General features: G+C 61.1%; 16 protein-coding genes. 7 read left to right on the forward strand and 9 right to left on the reverse strand.

From position 1 onward, the window contains the following. Nucleotides 1-45: 45 nt before the first annotated feature. Nucleotides 46-1,716 (reverse strand): bifunctional diguanylate cyclase/phosphodiesterase, encoded by a 1,671-nt coding sequence (locus tag ABEH28_RS07400; RefSeq protein ID WP_346629515.1) that lies wholly within the window; start codon nucleotides 1,714-1,716, stop codon nucleotides 46-48. 201 nt (nucleotides 1,717-1,917) lie between these two features. Here ABEH28_RS07400 and rep point away from each other — a divergent pair, with 201 nt between their 5' ends. The 4 genes from rep to ABEH28_RS07420 all read left to right on the forward strand — a co-directional run bounded on the left by rep (nucleotide 1,918) and on the right by ABEH28_RS07420 (nucleotide 6,508). Continuing rightward, nucleotides 1,918-3,927 (forward strand): DNA helicase Rep, encoded by a 2,010-nt coding sequence (gene rep, locus ABEH28_RS07405; RefSeq protein ID WP_122534146.1) that lies wholly within the window; start codon nucleotides 1,918-1,920, stop codon nucleotides 3,925-3,927. A 39-nt stretch (nucleotides 3,928-3,966) separates the two neighbouring features. Then, nucleotides 3,967-4,536, forward strand: a complete 570-nt coding sequence (locus ABEH28_RS07410) for a xanthine phosphoribosyltransferase (RefSeq protein ID WP_122534147.1) — start codon at nucleotides 3,967-3,969, stop codon at nucleotides 4,534-4,536. Between the two features lie 190 nt (nucleotides 4,537-4,726). Continuing rightward, a complete protein-coding gene (locus tag ABEH28_RS07415; protein ID WP_346627412.1) occupies nucleotides 4,727-5,611 on the forward strand; it encodes an MBL fold metallo-hydrolase in 885 nt (294 codons plus the stop codon). Nucleotides 5,612-5,692: 81 nt separating this feature from the next. Then, a complete protein-coding gene (locus ABEH28_RS07420; RefSeq protein ID WP_282365369.1) occupies nucleotides 5,693-6,508 on the forward strand; it encodes a sulfite exporter TauE/SafE family protein in 816 nt (271 codons plus the stop codon). A gap of 34 nt (nucleotides 6,509-6,542) precedes the next feature. Here the strand turns inward: ABEH28_RS07420 and ABEH28_RS07425 are convergent, their stop codons facing one another. The 6 genes from ABEH28_RS07425 to dadA form a co-directional block, all read right to left on the reverse strand. After that, the gene (locus tag ABEH28_RS07425; protein ID WP_346629516.1) at nucleotides 6,543-8,465 is read right to left on the reverse strand and encodes an acetyl-CoA hydrolase/transferase C-terminal domain-containing protein; all 1,923 of its coding nucleotides are present in this window, start codon (nucleotides 8,463-8,465) and stop codon (nucleotides 6,543-6,545) included. A gap of 106 nt (nucleotides 8,466-8,571) precedes the next feature. After that, nucleotides 8,572-8,874, reverse strand: coding sequence for a DUF2845 domain-containing protein (locus tag ABEH28_RS07430; RefSeq protein WP_346629517.1), 303 nt, complete (start codon nucleotides 8,872-8,874; stop codon nucleotides 8,572-8,574). 8 nt (nucleotides 8,875-8,882) lie between these two features. Then, the gene (locus ABEH28_RS07435; protein ID WP_037016647.1) at nucleotides 8,883-9,431 is read right to left on the reverse strand and encodes a cupin domain-containing protein; all 549 of its coding nucleotides are present in this window, start codon (nucleotides 9,429-9,431) and stop codon (nucleotides 8,883-8,885) included. A 160-nt stretch (nucleotides 9,432-9,591) separates the two neighbouring features. Next, nucleotides 9,592-10,665, reverse strand: a complete 1,074-nt coding sequence (gene alr, locus ABEH28_RS07440) for an alanine racemase (protein WP_346629518.1) — start codon at nucleotides 10,663-10,665, stop codon at nucleotides 9,592-9,594. Nucleotides 10,666-10,709: 44 nt separating this feature from the next. Beyond that, nucleotides 10,710-11,063 (reverse strand): RidA family protein, encoded by a 354-nt coding sequence (locus ABEH28_RS07445; protein WP_346629519.1) that lies wholly within the window; start codon nucleotides 11,061-11,063, stop codon nucleotides 10,710-10,712. Beyond that, complete coding sequence (gene dadA / locus ABEH28_RS07450; protein ID WP_346629520.1) at nucleotides 11,035-12,336, reverse strand: D-amino acid dehydrogenase; 1,302 nt, start codon at nucleotides 12,334-12,336, stop codon at nucleotides 11,035-11,037. The genes ABEH28_RS07445 and dadA overlap by 29 nt, the downstream gene beginning before the upstream one ends. 154 nt (nucleotides 12,337-12,490) lie before the next feature. Here dadA and dadR point away from each other — a divergent pair, with 154 nt between their 5' ends. Beyond that, nucleotides 12,491-12,979, forward strand: a complete 489-nt coding sequence (gene dadR, locus ABEH28_RS07455) for a transcriptional regulator DadR (protein WP_065988245.1) — start codon at nucleotides 12,491-12,493, stop codon at nucleotides 12,977-12,979. A gap of 33 nt (nucleotides 12,980-13,012) precedes the next feature. Here the strand turns inward: dadR and ABEH28_RS07460 are convergent, their stop codons facing one another. Next, on the reverse strand, nucleotides 13,013-13,366 hold the full coding sequence (locus tag ABEH28_RS07460) for a YkgJ family cysteine cluster protein (RefSeq protein ID WP_346629521.1): 354 nt from the start codon (nucleotides 13,364-13,366) through the stop codon (nucleotides 13,013-13,015). Between the two features lie 153 nt (nucleotides 13,367-13,519). On the opposite strand from ABEH28_RS07460, the gene ABEH28_RS07465 reads away from it, so the two are divergent. Next, complete coding sequence (locus ABEH28_RS07465) at nucleotides 13,520-14,830, forward strand: FAD-binding oxidoreductase (protein WP_346629522.1); 1,311 nt, start codon at nucleotides 13,520-13,522, stop codon at nucleotides 14,828-14,830. A gap of 38 nt (nucleotides 14,831-14,868) precedes the next feature. Here the strand turns inward: ABEH28_RS07465 and ABEH28_RS07470 are convergent, their stop codons facing one another. Then, nucleotides 14,869-15,102, reverse strand: coding sequence for a DUF1127 domain-containing protein (locus ABEH28_RS07470; RefSeq protein ID WP_346629523.1), 234 nt, complete (start codon nucleotides 15,100-15,102; stop codon nucleotides 14,869-14,871). A 178-nt stretch (nucleotides 15,103-15,280) separates the two neighbouring features. Between ABEH28_RS07470 and ABEH28_RS07475 the strand changes: the two genes are divergently transcribed. Further along, nucleotides 15,281-16,708: a PLP-dependent aminotransferase family protein gene (locus tag ABEH28_RS07475; RefSeq protein ID WP_192171448.1), complete on the forward strand. Its 1,428-nt coding sequence runs from the start codon at nucleotides 15,281-15,283 to the stop codon at nucleotides 16,706-16,708. The last annotated feature ends 100 nt before the right edge of the window (nucleotides 16,709-16,808 follow it).

The following is a 16,808-nucleotide window of genomic DNA, read 5'->3' on the forward strand; positions in this document are numbered from 1 at the left end:
TCCTACAGAATCACTCCGAGGTGCGTTCAAAGAACGAGCCGCCGCTCACTGGCTCTGCAGCGCAATACCTTTGCTCTGGCCCATCGCCAGATAATCCATCAGCTCCGGCAAGGCCAGCGGGTGACTGATCAAAAAACCCTGGGCCTGATCGCAGTTGAAGCTACGCAGCAAGGCCAGTTGCTCAGGGGTTTCAACGCCTTCGGCTACCACTTCCAGGCTGAGGTTGTGGGCCAGGTTGATCATCGCGTGGACCAGCTTGCGGTTTTCCTCACGCTGCTCCATTTCACCGACGAAGCTCTTGTCGATCTTCAGCAGTGTGATCGGCAAGCTGTTGAGGTGCACGAAGGACGAGAACCCGGTGCCGAAATCGTCCAGCGAGAAGCGCACACCCAGCCGTCCCAGCGCATCCATGGTCTGTTTGACTAGATCGCTGCGGCGCATGACGGCCGTCTCGGTCAATTCGAATTCCAGCCATTGCGCATCGATACCCCGATCAGCGATCAACCGGCTGAGTGTCGCGAGCAACTGGTTGTCCTGAAACTGGCGGAATGACAGGTTGATCGCCATGTGCAGCGGCGGCACGCCTTTCTCGCGCAGGGCCTGCATGTCGCGCAGGGCACGGGCAATCACCCAATAACCCAGCGGCACGATCAACCCGCTTTGCTCAGCCAGCGGCACGAACTCACTCGGCGGCAACAACCCACGCTCAGCGTGGCGCCAACGCACCAATGCCTCGAGCCCCAGAATGTGCCCGGTATTCAGGCACAGGCGTGGCTGGTAATGCAGCTCCAGCTCATCGCGACGCAAAGCACGGCGCAGTTCGCTTTCCAGATCGGCGAGGCTGCGCGCGTTTCGGTTGATGCGTTCGTTGAAGACGTGAAAGGTACAGCCCTGAGTGCCCTTGGCCTGCTGCATGGCGATGTGCGCGTGCCACATCAACGGATCGGCGCCGCCGTTGAGGCGGGCGTAAGCGATACCAAGGCTGCAACCAATCAACAGGCTTTCCCCATCGACCCAATACGGTTCGGACAAGGCTTCGGTGATGCGCTCGGCGATGGATTCGGCGCGCTCGGGGGCGCGTCGTGTGTCGATCAGCAGGGCAAATTCATCGCTGCCCAGTCGCGCCAGTTGATCGCACGCCTCCAGCTGGCCTTTCAGCCGCGCCACCACTTGCAGGATCAGTCGATCGCCCGCCTGATGGCCTAGCGCGTCATTGGCGCGTCGGAAGTTGTCCAGGTCCAGATGCCCCAGCGCCAGGCCGCGGCCGTCGAACTCGGCAAGTCGGGCGGCCAACAGGGTCTGAAAGCCCTGACGGTTGGCGATGCCGGTAAGAGGGTCCTGCTCGGCGAGGCGATTGAGCGTGGTCTCCAGAACGCCCCGTTCGCGCACGTGACGCAGACAGCGGCGCAGCGCCTGCGTTGTGAGGGCGTCGCGCACCAGCCAGTCGCTGACACCAACGGGCTCTTCGTCCGGTTCGGTGTCGAAAAGCAATACAGTGGGCCAGTGGCATTGGCCGGCGGCGGGCTGAAGGGCTTCGGTGGTAAAGAGTATTCCGGAGGTGGAGAAGTCGGTTTGATTGCTGACAGCGTCCCAGCTCGGCGCGCAGTCAAGGACAGCGGCGTCTCCGAGCGGCGCCAGGCACTCGCGCAACGATGCCGGCCATTCGGGCGTGTCCGCCAGAAGCAGCAAGCGCAAGGGTTCGACAGGCGTAGACAAGCTAACTCCCCACACAAACGTAAAGACCTTGGCGCACCCCCGAATGAGGGTCGTCAAACGCGAGAATCATCCGCAATACGCAAATGTAACAAAACGGCGAAATATAGATAGCGCGGCGCATCACAGTGTCGGACGGTGGCTGCACAATCCGCTGACCCTGTTAAAATGCCCGCCCTTTTCCAGGCGACCCCATTTTTCCCCATGTCCCGACTCAATCCCCGGCAACAGGAAGCCGTGAACTACGTCGGCGGCCCTCTTTTGGTGCTCGCCGGCGCTGGCTCCGGCAAGACCAGCGTGATCACACGCAAGATTGCCCACCTCATCCAGAACTGCGGCATCCGTGCCCAGTACATCGTCGCCATGACCTTTACCAACAAGGCGGCGCGGGAGATGAAAGAGCGCGTCGGTACCCTTTTGCGCGCTGGCGAGGGGCGCGGCCTGACCGTCTCGACGTTCCACAACCTGGGCCTGAACATCATCCGCAAGGAGCACGCCCGGCTGGGCTACAAGCCTGGGTTCTCGATCTTTGACGAGACCGACGTCAAAGCGCTGATGACCGACATCATGCAAAAGGAATACTCGGGCGACGACGGCGTCGACGAGATCAAGAACATGATCGGCGCCTGGAAAAACGAACTGATCCTGCCGCCCGAAGCCCTCGCCAATTCGCGCAACCCCAAGGAGCAGACCGCCGCCATCGTCTACAGCCACTACCAGCGCACGCTGAAGGCGTACAACGCGGTGGATTTCGACGACCTGATTCTGTTGCCGGTGAAGCTGTTCGAAGAGCACGCCGACATTCTGGAAAAGTGGCAGCACAAGGTGCGCTACCTGCTCGTCGACGAATACCAGGACACCAACGCCAGCCAGTACCTGCTGGTGAAGATGCTCATCGGCACGCGCTGCCAGTTCACCGTTGTGGGCGACGACGACCAGTCGATCTACGCCTGGCGCGGCGCGCGGCCGGAAAACCTGATGCTGCTCAAGGACGATTACCCGTCGTTGAAAGTGGTGATGCTGGAGCAGAACTACCGCTCCACCAGCCGCATATTGCGCTGCGCCAACGTGCTGATCGCCAACAACCCTCACGCGTTCGAGAAACAACTCTGGAGCGAGATGGGTCACGGCGATGAAATCCGCGTGATTCGCTGCAAGAACGAAGACGCCGAAGCCGAGCGCGTGGCCATCGAAATCCTCAGCCTGCACCTGCGCACCGACCGGCCGTACAGCGACTTCGCGATCCTCTATCGTGGTAACTATCAGGCCAAGCTGATCGAGCTGAAGCTGCAGCACCATCAGATTCCGTATCGGCTGTCCGGGGGCAACAGCTTCTTTGGACGTCAGGAAGTGAAAGACCTGATGGCCTACTTCCGCTTGCTGGTGAACCCGGATGACGACAACGCCTTCCTGCGCGTGATCAACGTGCCGCGCCGGGAAATCGGCTCGACCACCCTTGAAAAGCTGGGCAACTACTCGACCGAGCGCAAGGTGTCGATGTACGCCGCCACCGACGAGATCGGCCTGGGCGAACATCTGGACGCCCGCTTCACCGATCGCCTCAGACGCTTCAAGCACTGGATGGACGGCGTGCGCCAGCAATGCGCGACGCAGGACCCGATCGCCGCCTTGCGCAGCATGGTCATGGACATCGATTACGAAAACTGGATTCGTCAGAACAGCTCCAGCGACAAGGCCGCCGACTACCGCATGGGCAACGTGTGGTTCCTGATCGAGGCGCTGAAGAACACGCTGGAGAAAGACGAAGAAGGCGGCATGACCATCGAGGAGGCCATCGGCAAGCTGGTCCTGCGCGACATGCTCGAACGTCAGCAGGAAGAGGAAGACGGTGCCGAAGGCGTGCAGATGATGACCCTGCACGCCTCCAAGGGGCTGGAGTTTCCGTACGTGTTCATCATGGGCATGGAAGAGGAAATCCTCCCGCACCGCTCCAGCATCGAGGCCGACACCATCGAAGAAGAACGCCGCCTGGCCTACGTGGGCATCACCCGCGCGCGGCAGACGCTGGCGTTCACCTTCGCCGCAAAACGCAAACAGTACGGCGAAATCATCGATTGCCTGCCGAGCCGGTTCCTCGACGAACTGCCGCCGGACGATCTCGCCTGGGAAGGCAACGATGACACGCCAGTCGAAGTCAAAGCCGTACGCGGCAATACAGCCCTGGCGGACATACGCGCCATGCTGAAAAGATAACGTTCATTTCGCGCACATCGCGCTCTGAGGACCACCCACGTGGAAGCACTGCACAAGAAAATTCGCGAAGAAGGCATCGTGCTTTCCGATCAGGTATTGAAGGTCGACGCGTTTCTAAACCATCAGATCGACCCGGTGCTGATGCAGCAGATCGGTGACGAATTCGCCGCGCTGTTCGCGGGCTCCGGCATTACCAAGATCGTCACCATCGAGGCTTCCGGCATCGCCCCTGCCGTCATGACCGGTCTGAAGATGGGTATCCCGGTGATCTTCGCGCGCAAGCATCAGTCGCTTACCCTCACCGAGAACATGTTTTCCGCGTCGGTGTATTCGTTCACCAAGCAGACCGAAAGCACCATCGCCATTTCTACCCGTCACCTGAACAGCAGCGATCGGGTGTTGATCATCGACGACTTCCTGGCCAACGGTAAGGCGTCCCAGGCGCTGATCTCGATCATCAAGCAAGCGGGCGCTACCGTCGCCGGCCTGGGTATCGTGATCGAGAAGTCGTTCCAGGGCGGCCGCGCTGAACTGGACGGCCAGGGCTATCGTGTAGAGTCACTGGCGCGCGTACAGTCGTTGAAAGATGGCGTTGTGACGTTCGTTTGATCCGGATTCACCTCTGGGGTGATGCAGCTGACGCCGCGCTTTGGCCCTGCAAACGCGTAACCCCGTGGGAGTGAGCGTGCTCACGAAGACAGACTGTCAGGCGCTGAGGTCACTGTGAATGTACCGGCCCCTTCGCGAGCAAGCTCGACTCCCACAGATTTCTTGCGGTCAGTAGAACAGGAGACACGTTATGGAAATTGGCGAAAAACTGAGCGTAGAGGCGTTCTTCGATCCGCAGACCTCGACCATCAGTTACCTGGTCATTGACCGCTCTACGCTTCAAGCCGCGCTGATCGACAGCGTGCTGGATTACGACCCGAAATCCGGGCGCACCAGCACGCAGTCCGCCGACAAGCTGATCGAGAGGGTTCGCGAGCTGGGCGTGTCGGTGCAGTGGATTCTGGAAACCCACGTCCACGCCGATCACGTTTCGGCAGCGGCTTACCTGAAAGAACAGCTCGGCGGCACCGTCGCCATTGGCAGCCACATCACTCGCGTGCAGAAAGTCTTCGGCACGCTGTTCAACGCCAAAGGCGACTTTGCCCGCGACGGCAGCCAGTTCGACCGGTTGCTGGAAGATGACGCGCACTTTCAGATCGGCACGCTGCAGGCCAGAGCCATGCACACCCCCGGACACACCCCGGCGTGCATGACGTACGTGATTGAAGCAGGCGATGAAGCCGTGGCGTTTGTCGGCGATACGCTGTTCATGCCCGACTACGGCACCGCCCGTTGCGACTTCCCCGGCGCCGATGCGCGCACGCTGTATCGCTCGGTCGGCCGAATTCTCGGCCTGCCGCCACAGACGCGTCTGTTCATGTGCCACGACTACCTGCCCAATGGCCGTGAGCTGATGTTCATGACCACCGTCGCCGAGCAACGCGCCAGCAACATCCATGTGCGCGAAGGCATCGACGAGGACGCTTTCGTCGAGATGCGCGAGAAGCGCGATGCCACCCTCGACATGCCGATGCTGATCCTGCCTTCGGTGCAAATCAACATGCGCGGCGGCAACCTGCCGGAAGCGGAGGACAACGGCGTCCGCTACCTGAAGGTCCCGATCAATGCGCTGTAAACCCTGCCGAGCGCGCCGATCAGGCGCGCTCACCCTGAACAGCTACCTCCTGACAGCCCCCACGGAGCTTGCTCACTTACGATGAATGAACACGAACTGATCGGAGCCGGCCTCGGTACGATCATTGGCGCGGTATTGGGATTGACGGGCGCCGGTGGCGGCATTCTTGCGGTGCCGCTGCTGGTTTTCGGGCTGGGCCTGACGATGATCGAAGCCGCGCCGGTGGGCCTTTTGGCGGTCGGCCTGGCTTCGGCCGTCGGTGCAGCGCTTGGGCTGCGCCAAGGTATCGTCCGTTACCGTGCGGCCATTTTCATCGCAATCATTGGCATCGCGCTGTCGCCGGTAGGGCTGTGGCTGGCGCACCAGCTGCCCAATGCGCCGCTGGCGTTGGGGTTTGCGCTGATTCTGTTTTATGTGTGCGGGCGGATCTACCGCAAAGCCGCTCACGAACTGCGTCACGGCAAGCCGCCGGATCGTGGGGCATTCAGGCCCTGCGTAGTCAATCCGCTGGTGGGCCGGCTGCGCTGGACCCTGCCTTGCGCTCGGTCACTGGCGGCGACCGGTGCATTGGCCGGGCTGTTGTCAGGATTGCTCGGTGTGGGTGGCGGCTTCGTCATCGTGCCGGCATTGACCCGATACACCGACCTTGAGATGAAGAGCATCGTCGCCACGTCGCTGGCGGTGATCGCCCTGGTCTCGACCGGCAGCGTGATCACCGCCACCATCAGCGGCGCGATGCATTGGACTGTGGGACTGCCGTTCGCCGCAGGGGCCGTCGCCGGACTGGTAGTCGGCAGACAGGTCAGCCGTTACCTCGCCGGCCCGCGGTTGCAGCAGCTGTTTGCGGTCAGCGGCTTCTTTGCTGCCGTGCTACTGGTGATCAAAACCCTCGGCTGAACGGATGCCACAGTAAACGTGGGAAACATCGGGCCTAAGCCGTCGCCTGCAACCCCGCCAGCACCAGCCGCTGATACAGCTCTTCTCGCAACCCCTGCGGATGATCGAGGCCCATGCGCTGCAAGTGCTCCGGATAGGCGCTCGCGTCAGGCGCTTCCAGCGTGGCCTTGCCCAGCTCGATGATTTCCGTGAGCTTGAACTTGCTTTTCAACCAGTTGAGCGCGCGCAGGAGATCGCGCTCCTCGGCCGTAAAATCGCTGCCCAGCGGGTACTCGATGAACAGCGACGGGAACTGGTCGCGGATGTCCTTCAGCCGCTCGGGCGTGTTCTGGCTGAACAGCGGATCAAGGCGGAAATCCTTCGGCAGCTTGCCGGCTTTTTGCGCCTGATCGATCAGGCCCGGCTGGAAGCGTGAATCGCTGATGTTGAGCAGCGCCTCGATCACCGCCGCGTCGGTTTTGCCGCGCAGGTCGGCGATGCCATATTCAGTGACGACGATATCGCGCAGATGCCTCGGGATCGTCGTGTGCGCATAGTCCCAGACGATATTGGAATTGACCTCTCCACCCGACTCACGCCAGCTGCGCAGAATCAGCACGGAACGTGCGCCTTCCAGCGCATGGCCCTGAGCGACGAAGTTGTACTGCCCGCCCACACCGCTGACCACACGGCCATCGGCCAGTTGATCGGAGACCGCTGCGCCCAGCAACGTCACGGTGAAGCAACTGTTGATGAATCGCGCATCCCGCCGTTGCAGGCGCTTGAGCGTCTCGTCGCCGTATAGCTCGTTGATGTAACTGATCGCAGTCATGTTGATCTGCGCGATCTGCGCCGGCGTGAATTCCCGCAGCCGCTCGTAGAAGCTGCGCGGCCCGAGAAAGAAGCCGCCGTGAATCAACACGCCGTCGCTATAAATCGATTCGTCCAGAACCCCGTCGTTGGCCATTTGCTGCAGCTCGACGTCGGCGTAAACCTTGCGGCGGATGATCCCCGCGTCCAGCAGCACCAGCAGCCCGTTGACCAGCATTTCGCTGCAGCCATAAAGCCCGGTGGCGAAGGGCATCACCCCGCCTTGCGCCTCGATCAACGGCTTCCAGGTGGAAATGCCGTCCAGCTCGGCCAGGCACGCGCGATAGGTTTCGTTATCGGCCTGGCGCGCAAGCAAGGCGGCGGTCAGGGCGTCGCCCATCGAGCCGATGCCGATCTGCAGCGTGCCGCCATCGCGCACCAGCGTGCTCGCATACAAGCCAATGAAATGATCCTGAACACCGACCGGCATGTTCGGCGTCGAGAACAGCGTGCTGCGCTCTTCATGCTCGATCAGCAGGTCGAAGGTGTCGGCGCTGACCTCGGCACCGCCCTGCATGTAGGGCAGATCCGCGTGGACGTGGCCGAGTATCAGAATGCGCTCGCCCAACCCACGGCGTTTTTCCACCATGGGCAACAGGTCGAGGGTGATGTCGGGGTTGCAGCTCAGGCTGAGGTAATCGGGCCGTTGGGAGTCGCGGGCGATCAGTTGCGCGATCAGATTCAGACCATTGGCGTTGATGTCCCGCGCAGCGTGGCTGTAATTGCTGCTGACGTAATCCTGCTGCGCTTCGACACTGCCCAACAGGCTGCCGGGCTGCATGAAGAACTGCTGAACGTGAATGTTGGGCGGGAGGTCGTCCCGGCGCAGATCGGTGAGGAAATCCAGTTCAGGGTAATCGTCGAAGACGCGCTCCAGAAAGGGTTCGAGAAAACGTCCCTGCAAACCATCGCCGCCATCCGGTCGCCCGAGGCACAGCGCGGTGTAGATAGTCAGATGCCGATCGGGCAGCGATTTGATTCGGGCGTACAACGCGTTGGCGAAGCGATTGGGCTTGCCCAACCCCAGCGGCATACCCATATGGATGTGTGCCGGCAATTCAGCCAACACGTGATCGACAGCTTGCTCGATCGAGCAGGAATGCGGCATCCGGCCTCTCCTGATTTTGTTATTTGATAGCGGTTGGACCGGGCCTTCAGGGGATTTGCTGCACTGCGCGGCTTGCGCCCTTAAAAAACGACTGTCACGCGGCCACTCAATCCCGCTTCGTCTCGATTTCCACCAACTTGTCCTCGATGAACCGCAGGTGTTGTTTTGCGCCGTTGCGAGGGCCATACACCCATAAGCTGACTTTAGCAGTACCAAGCTTCGGGACGCCGTTGCTCCTGAGCGCGGGCATTTGATCAGCACTGCTGTCGGGCGCCCCGCACTTCTGGCGGACCACGTCGGCGGTGTCCCCCAGACTGATAAGCGCCGTGCCGCAGCGCATGGTCGCGTCAGCAGTGTCGGCGAAGAGCAAGACGGCCAGCCCGATGAAGATCAGTTTTCGGTTAATCATGTCGCTGATCAGAAATTCGCCGGCGTGGCCGCGCTGATGAGTCGCGCAGGAACGTCGAACGGGTTGCGAAAGCGATGGGGTCGGGAGCTTTCGAAGTAGTAACTGTCGCCCTCTTCGAGCACGTAGGTGTCCAGACCGACCACCAGCTCAAGACGGCCCTCGACCAGAATCCCGGTCTCCTCGCCCTCGTGCACGAGCATCTCGACGCCAGTGTCGGCACCCGGCGGGTAGACTTCGGAAAGGAACGCAATGGCGCGGCTCGGATGGGATTTGCCGACCAGTTTCATGGTCACGGCACCGTCCGAGATATCGATCAGTTCGCTGGCTTTATAGACCACTTGGGTCGGATTTTCGGGTTCGAGCTCTTCGGAAAAGAACTCCACCATGGACATCGGTATGCCGCCCAGCACCTTGCGCAGGGAGCTGATCGAGGGGCTGACGCTGTTCTTCTCGATCATGGAGATGGTGCTGTTGGTCACGCCCGCTCGTTTGGCGAGTTCACGCTGGGACAGACCTTTGAGTTTACGAATGGATTGCAGTCGTTCACCGACGTCCAATGCGGGAGTCCTCCTGATGATCAAGTTGGGTCAAGTGGCCGCCATCATGGCAACAGCGTTCAGTATTTACAACACTTGAGCCCATGGCCGGATCAGCAAAGGGACTGGCGGCCATCACAGGCCGCGAAGGGGTGATTTGCCGAGGATTGGCGAGCGGCCGTCAGGCCTTGGAATAGAGCCTTGGCACGCGTTTCAGATTGCACAGAATCTGGTACGGAATCATGCCCGCGCTGGACGCAAGGTCGCTGATGTGGATGTTCTTGCCCCACAGCTCGACGCGGCTGCCCAGCCCTGCGCCCGGCACGTCGGTGAGGTCGACACAGAGCATGTCCATCGACACACGCCCGAGCAACTGGCTGCGCTGACCGTCGACCATCACGGGGGTACCGGTAGGCGCCTGCCGCGGATAGCCGTCGGCATAGCCCATCGCGACCACACCGATGCGCATGTTTCGCTCGGCGACGAATGTACCGCCGTAGCCCACTGGCTCACCGACGGGCAGGTCACGCACGCAGATGACGCGGGATTCCAGGGTCATGACCGGCTGCAAACGATCGGCGACCGATTGCGGCTGATCAAACGGCGTCGCGCCGTAGAGCATGATGCCCGGACGCACCCAGTCACTCGGCACGCTGGGCCAGCCCATGACGGCTGGGGAATTGCGCAGGCTGAGTTCGGCGGTCAGACCGGCACGGGCCGATTGAAAAATGGCTACTTGCTCATCGGTGCGCGCGCTGTCGAGTTCGTCGGCGCGGGCGAAGTGGGTCATCAAGACAATCTTCGCGGCCTTGCCGCTGTTCAGCAGCCGCTGATGGGCCGCCTGAAAATCCGCCGGGTGAATGCCAACGCGGTGCATGCCCGAATCCATCTTCAGCCACACGTTCAGCGGCTTGCCGAGGGCGGTTTGCTCGATGGCATCGAGCTGCCAGAGGGAATGCACCACGCACCAGAAATCATGCTCGACGATCAGCGCCAGTTCGTCGGCCTCGAAAAAACCCTCCAGCAGCAGAATCGGGGCTTTGATCCCGGCCTGACGCAGCTCCAGCGCTTCTTCAATGCACGCCACGGCAAAACCATCGGCCTCGGATTCCAGCGCCTGCGCAACCTGCACCGCGCCGTGGCCGTAGGCGTCCGCCTTGATAACAGCAAGCGCCTTGGCGCCAGCGGTGTCGCGCGCCAGTTGGTAGTTGTGGCGCAAGGCCTGAAGGTCGATAAGGGCGCGGGCTGGACGCATGCTGGGGCTTCTTGTTGGTCAATAGATGGATATAGGTGGGTGAACTACGGCAGCGCCGCAACCACCGACAGTTCAACCAGAATCTCAGGCTCGCACAGCTTGGCTTCAACCGTTGCACGCGCAGGGGCAAGGCCCCTCGGCAGCCAGGTGTCCCAGACGCTGTTCATGCCGGCAAAGTGTGCATCGATGTCTTTCAGGTAGATCGTCACCGACAAAATGCGGGTTTTGTCGGTACCGGCCAGGTCCAGCAATCGCTCAATGCTGTGAAGCGTCTCGCGGGTCTGCTGCTCAATCCCCGCTGCCATGTCGTCAGCCACTTGCCCGGCAAGATAAACGGTGCCGTTATGGACGACCAACTGGCTCATGCGCTCATTGGTGAGCTGGCGCTGAATGGACATGTTTTGCGATCTCCTTGGAACTGCCGTAACGGGAAATATCGAGGCCTTCAGCGCTGATCTGCGGCGTTTTGCGCGCGATCAGGTCAGCCAGCAATCTGCCTGAACCGCAGGCCATCGTCCAACCCAACGTGCCGTGGCCGGTGTTGAGGAACAGATTGCGGTAAGGCGTTGCGCCGACGATCGGCGTTCCGTCCGGCGTGGTCGGGCGCAGACCGGTCCAGAAGCTGGCCTGCTGCAGGTCGCCGCCGTGAGGATAAAGGTCGTTGACGATCATCTCCAGGGTCTCGCGGCGACGAGGATTAAGCGACAGGTCGAAACCGGCGATCTCGGCCATCCCGCCCACACGAATACGATTGTCGAAGCGGGTAATCGCGACCTTGTAGGTCTCGTCGAGAATGGTCGAAGTCGGCGCCATCGCTGGGTCGGTGATCGGCACCGTCAGCGAGTAGCCCTTGAGCGGATAAACCGGCGCCTTGATGCCGAGGGGCTTGAGCAGTTGCGGCGAGTAGCTGCCAAGCGCCAGCACGTAGCGGTCAGCGGTTTCGAGCGTGCCGTTGATGCGCACGCCCTTGATGGTGTCGCCGGCGAAATCAATAGACTCGATGGACTGGCCGAAGCGGAACTCAACCCCCAGCTTCACGCACATTTCGGCCAGACGCGTGGTGAACAGCTGGCAGTCGCCGGTCTGATCGTTCGGAAGACGCAGTGCCCCACTGAGGATATTGCTGACGCTGGCCAGGGCTGGCTCGACCCGGGCAATGCCTTCACGGTCGAGCACTTCATAGGGCACGCCGGCCTGTTCGAGTACGGCGATGTCCTTGGCGGCGTTGTCCAGTTGCTCCTGAGTGCGGAACAGCTGGGTCGTGCCCAGGCTGCGGCCTTCGTAGGCAATGCCGGTCTCGGCACGCAGCTCATCAAGGCAGTCGCGGCTGTATTCGGAGAGGCGAACCATGCGCTCTTTGTTCACCGCATAACGGTTCTGGGTGCAGTTGCGCAGCATCTGCGCCATCCACAGGTATTGATCGATATCGGCCGTTGCCTTGATCGCCAGCGGCGCATGGCGCTGCAGCAACCATTTAAGCGCCTTGAGCGGCACACCCGGCGCCGCCCATGGCGAGGCGTAACCCGGCGACACCTGCCCGGCGTTGGCGAAACTGGTTTCCATGGCCGCGGCCGGCTGACGGTCAACGACCGTCACCTCGAAGCCCGCACGCGCCAGGTAATACGCACTGGTGGTACCGATTACGCCACTTCCAAGGACCAGAACGCGCATGTTGATTCCCTCATCGCGGATATCCGCTGACGTTTTCAAGTTTTAAGCAAGGATGTGCGCAGTATAAAAAGGCGTGAGCAGTGCTTTTGACTATATAAACGCCTATATTCGGCATTTCTTCTCGGCAACCGACGCTTTGGCAGAGGGCTCTTCGATGCGTACCCAGCACCAGTCCAAACGCGAGCTGGACAAGATCGACCGCAATATCCTGCGCATCCTGCAAAACGACGGCCGGATCTCCTTCACCGAACTGGGCGAACGCGTCGGGCTGTCTACCACGCCGTGTACGGAGCGGGTCCGGCGTCTGGAGCGTGAAGGCATCATCATGGGCTACAACGCCCGCCTCAATCCGCAGAACCTCAAAGCCAGCTTGTTGGTGTTTGTCGAGATCAGCCTGGACTACAAGTCCGGTGACACCTTTGAAGAATTCCGCCGCGCGGTGCTCAAACTGCCCCATGTGCTGGAATGCCATCTGGTGTCAGGGGATTTCGACTATCTGGTGAAAGCGCGGATTTCCGAGATGGCGTCGTACCGCAAGCTGCTGGGGGATATCCTGCTCAAGCTGCCCCACGTGCGGGAGTCCAAGAGCTACATCGTGATGGAAGAGGTGAAGGAAAGTTTGTGCCTGCCGATTCCGGAGTGAACACTAGCAGTAGATTGATGGCATCTGGCGTCGTTACACCAGGACCTGCCGCGTAGAGGCGATGAACTCATGCACCTGCTTCTCGGCGCGCGGGTGAATCAGGACCTCAGGGCGGCGACCGTTGGGGCATGGCAGGGTTTTCGTGGTGCCGAACAGGCGACAAATCAGCGGCCGTTCGTCATACACGGTGCAGCCATTGGGCCCCAGGTGTACGCAGTTCAGCTCGTTGAGCGCCGCTTCCTGCTCGGCTGGTGTCTTGCGCGGCAAGCGCGACATCTCTTCGGACGACGTGGTCACCGGCCCACAGCAATCGTGGCAACCCGGGACGCATTCGAACGACGGAATCTGCCGCCGCAGATCGCGGATTTTCTCGCTGTTGCAGCCCATCGCGGCAGTTTCCCCTGTGAAAGGTGCTGATTGTGCCCCAGCGCCTCCGGGACTTACACCCGGGTGATCGTCCGCTGGCATTTTCTTGCCCGGATTCATTCACCCCGCTACCCTCCGTAAAATTTTCCAAACAGTGTTCTCGGGATATTCAACATGAATGCTCGGTCTCCCCAGCCCGGATTGTCTGATCACGCGGCCTCTTACTACGCCGCCACCCGCCATGCTCAGCCTGACCACCCTGCCCTGCACGGCGAGATCAAAACCGACGTCTGCATCATCGGTGGCGGGTTTTCCGGGCTGAACACGGCGATCGAGCTGGCTGAACGCGGCTTGAAGGTGGTGCTGCTGGAAGCACACAAGATCGGCTGGGGCGCGAGCGGTCGTAATGGCGGGCAGTTGATCCGCGGCGTCGGCCATGACGTGGACCAGTTCAGCAATGTCATCGGCGAGGACGGCGTTCGTCAGCTCAAGCTGATGGGCCTCGAAGCGGTGGAAATCGTCCGCGAGCGCGTCAGCAAATACCAGATCGACTGCGACCTGACCTGGGGCTACTGCGATCTGGCGAACAAACCCAAGGAATTCGAGGGCTTTGCCAAAGACGCCGAAGAGCTGCGCAGCCTGGGTTACCGACACGCGCTTGAACTGATTGAAGCGGGCAACCTCAGCAGCGTCATCGGCTCACCCAACTATGCCGGCGCGATGCTGGACATGGGCTCGGGCCATCTGCATCCGCTGAACCTGGCGCTGGCAGAAGCCGCCATCGCTCAGTCACTGGGCGTGCAGGTGTTCGAACACTCGGCAGCGACGCGGCTGGAATACGGGACAGAGGTCAACATTCATACAGCCCACGGGCGGGTGCGCGCCAGCACGCTGGTGCTGGGCTGCAATGCGTATCTCAACGAGCTCGATGGGGAGTTGAGCGGCAAGGTCTTGCCCGCCGGCAGTTACGTCATCGCCACCGAGCCACTGAGCGAAGAACTCGCCAGCCAGCTGATTCCGCGCAACACCGCGATGTGCGATCAGCGTGTGGCGGTGGATTATTTTCGGCTGTCGGCTGATCGACGCTTGCTGTTCGGCGGCGCCTGTCACTATTCAGGCCGCGACCCGAGCGACATTGCAGCGTACATGCAGCCGAAGATGCTCAAGGTGTTCCCTCAGCTCAAAGACGTGAAGATCGATTTTCAGTGGGGCGGGATGATCGGCATCGGCGCCAATCGCTTGCCGCAGATCGGGCGACTGCACACGCATCCAAACGTGTTCTACGCCCAGGCGTACGCGGGGCACGGGTTGAACGCGACGCATCTGGCGGGCAAGTTGCTGGCTGAGGCCATCAGCGGCCAACACAGCGGCGGGTTCGAGCTCTTTGCTAAAGTCCCCCACATCACCTTCCCCGGCGGTAAACATTTGCGCTCGCCGCTATTGGCGCTGGGGATGTTGTGGCACCGCTTCAAAGAACTGGTGTAACGAAACTCGCCGCTGTGAGGCTGACTGCGTCACAGCCCTCATTCGCGCCAGAACGGCTTGAGGCCTTCATGGCGCGCCTGCTCGCTGCTCAAGCCAATATCCTTCAACTGCTCGTCAGTCAGTTTTAATAACGCGCGCCGACTGGCCAGGCGATGCTGAAACAGCCCCCATATCCCTAATCCTTCCGGCGCACTAATGCGCGAGCTCCCGTCCTGCTCCCGGACCAGCTCACCGGCATACAGCGTTAACCGAACATCACTTATTCCGCTCATTTCCAGACACCTCAGGGTGGGTTTCGAGTGGATTCATGATGTGTCTGTATGGAAAACCATTACAGATCCAAAGAATTATTATTCTTTGCATACAGATCGGTTTCCTCTCGCGCTGAATGCTGTATTTTCCCAACATCTGTATCGGTCTACCGATCGCATCACCTTGTGGGAGTACGCCATGACCCTCTACGTCAACCTCGCCGAATTGCTCGGCACGCGCATCGAAAACGGCTTTTATCGCCCCGGCGACCGGCTGCCCTCGGTGCGTGCGTTGAGTCTTGAGCACGGCGTCAGCCTGAGCACCGTGCAGCAGGCGTATCGATTGCTGGAAGACAACGGGCTCGCGCTGCCACGGCCCAAGTCCGGGTATTTCGTGCCGGCTGGCCGCAAGACGCCCGCCCTGCCTGCGATAGGCCGCCCCGCCCAGCGCCCGGTGGAAATCTCTCAGTGGGATCAAGTGCTGGAACTGGCACGAGCCGCACCCAGCCCTGACGTGGTTCAGCTGGGTCGCGGCATGCCCGACGTCACCAGCCCGACCTTACGGCCACTGACCCAGGCGCTGGGCAGAATCAGCCGTCGCTCCGACATGCCCGGGCTGTATTACGACAACATCCACGGTCGGCGCTGCCTGAGGGAGCAAGTCGCGCGGCTGCTGCTGGATTCCGGCACCAACATCGATCCGGACGATCTGGTGATCACCACCGGCGCACAGGAAGCACTGGCCATCTGCATCCGTTCGGTGTGCCAGCCGGGCGACATCGTCGCAGTCGACTCGCCCAGCTTTCACGGCGCCATGCAGGCGCTCAAGGGGCTGGGCATGAAAGCCCTGGAAATCCCCACCGACCCGCTCACCGGCATCAGCCTCGACGCATTGGAGCTGGCGCTGGAACAGTGGCCGATCAAAGCCATACAGCTGACGCCGAGCTGCAACAACCCGCTGGGCTACATCATGCCGGAGGACCGTAAACGCGCACTGCTGACCCTGGCGCAACGCTTCGATGTGGCGATCATCGAAGACGATGTGTATGGCGATCTGGCCTACACCTACCCTCGCCCGCGCACGATCAAATCCTTCGACGAAGACGGCCGCGTCCTGCTCTGCAGCTCGTTTTCCAAGACCTTGGCGCCGGGCCTGCGCGTCGGTTGGGTCGCGCCCGGCCGATACCTTGATCGCGCGCTGCACATGAAATACATCAGCACCGGTTCCACTGCGACTCAGCCACAACTGGCGATTTCCGATTTTCTCAAGGCCGGGCACTACGAGCCGCACATGCGCCGGATGCGCGGCCAGTACCAACGCAGTCGCGACCTGATGACCGGCTGGGTCACGCGTTACTTCCCGGAAGGCACCCGTGTGAGTCGTCCCCAGGGCGGGTTCATGCTGTGGATCGAGCTGCCGGAAGACTTCGACTCCTTGCGCCTGAACCGCGCCTTGCAGGGGCAAGGCGTACAGATCGCCGTGGGCAGCATATTTTCGGCGTCCGGCAAATACAGAAACTGCCTGCGCATGAACTTCGCCGCCAAGCCGACCGCGCAAATCGAGGAAGCGGTGCGCAAGGTCGGCGCTGCCACGGCGCTGCTCATGCAGCGGACCGACCCTGCATGACCTTTGCAGCTAAACCTTTTGAAGCTTTTAACCTTTTGCGGCTTTTAACCTTTAGGAGAAAGCGCGGTCATATCGCCATGACTGATTTTCGGATGACCGC

Origin of the sequence: Pseudomonas sp. Ps21-P2, assembly GCF_039672565.1 — a bacterium.
GTDB lineage: Bacteria > Pseudomonadota > Gammaproteobacteria > Pseudomonadales > Pseudomonadaceae > Aquipseudomonas.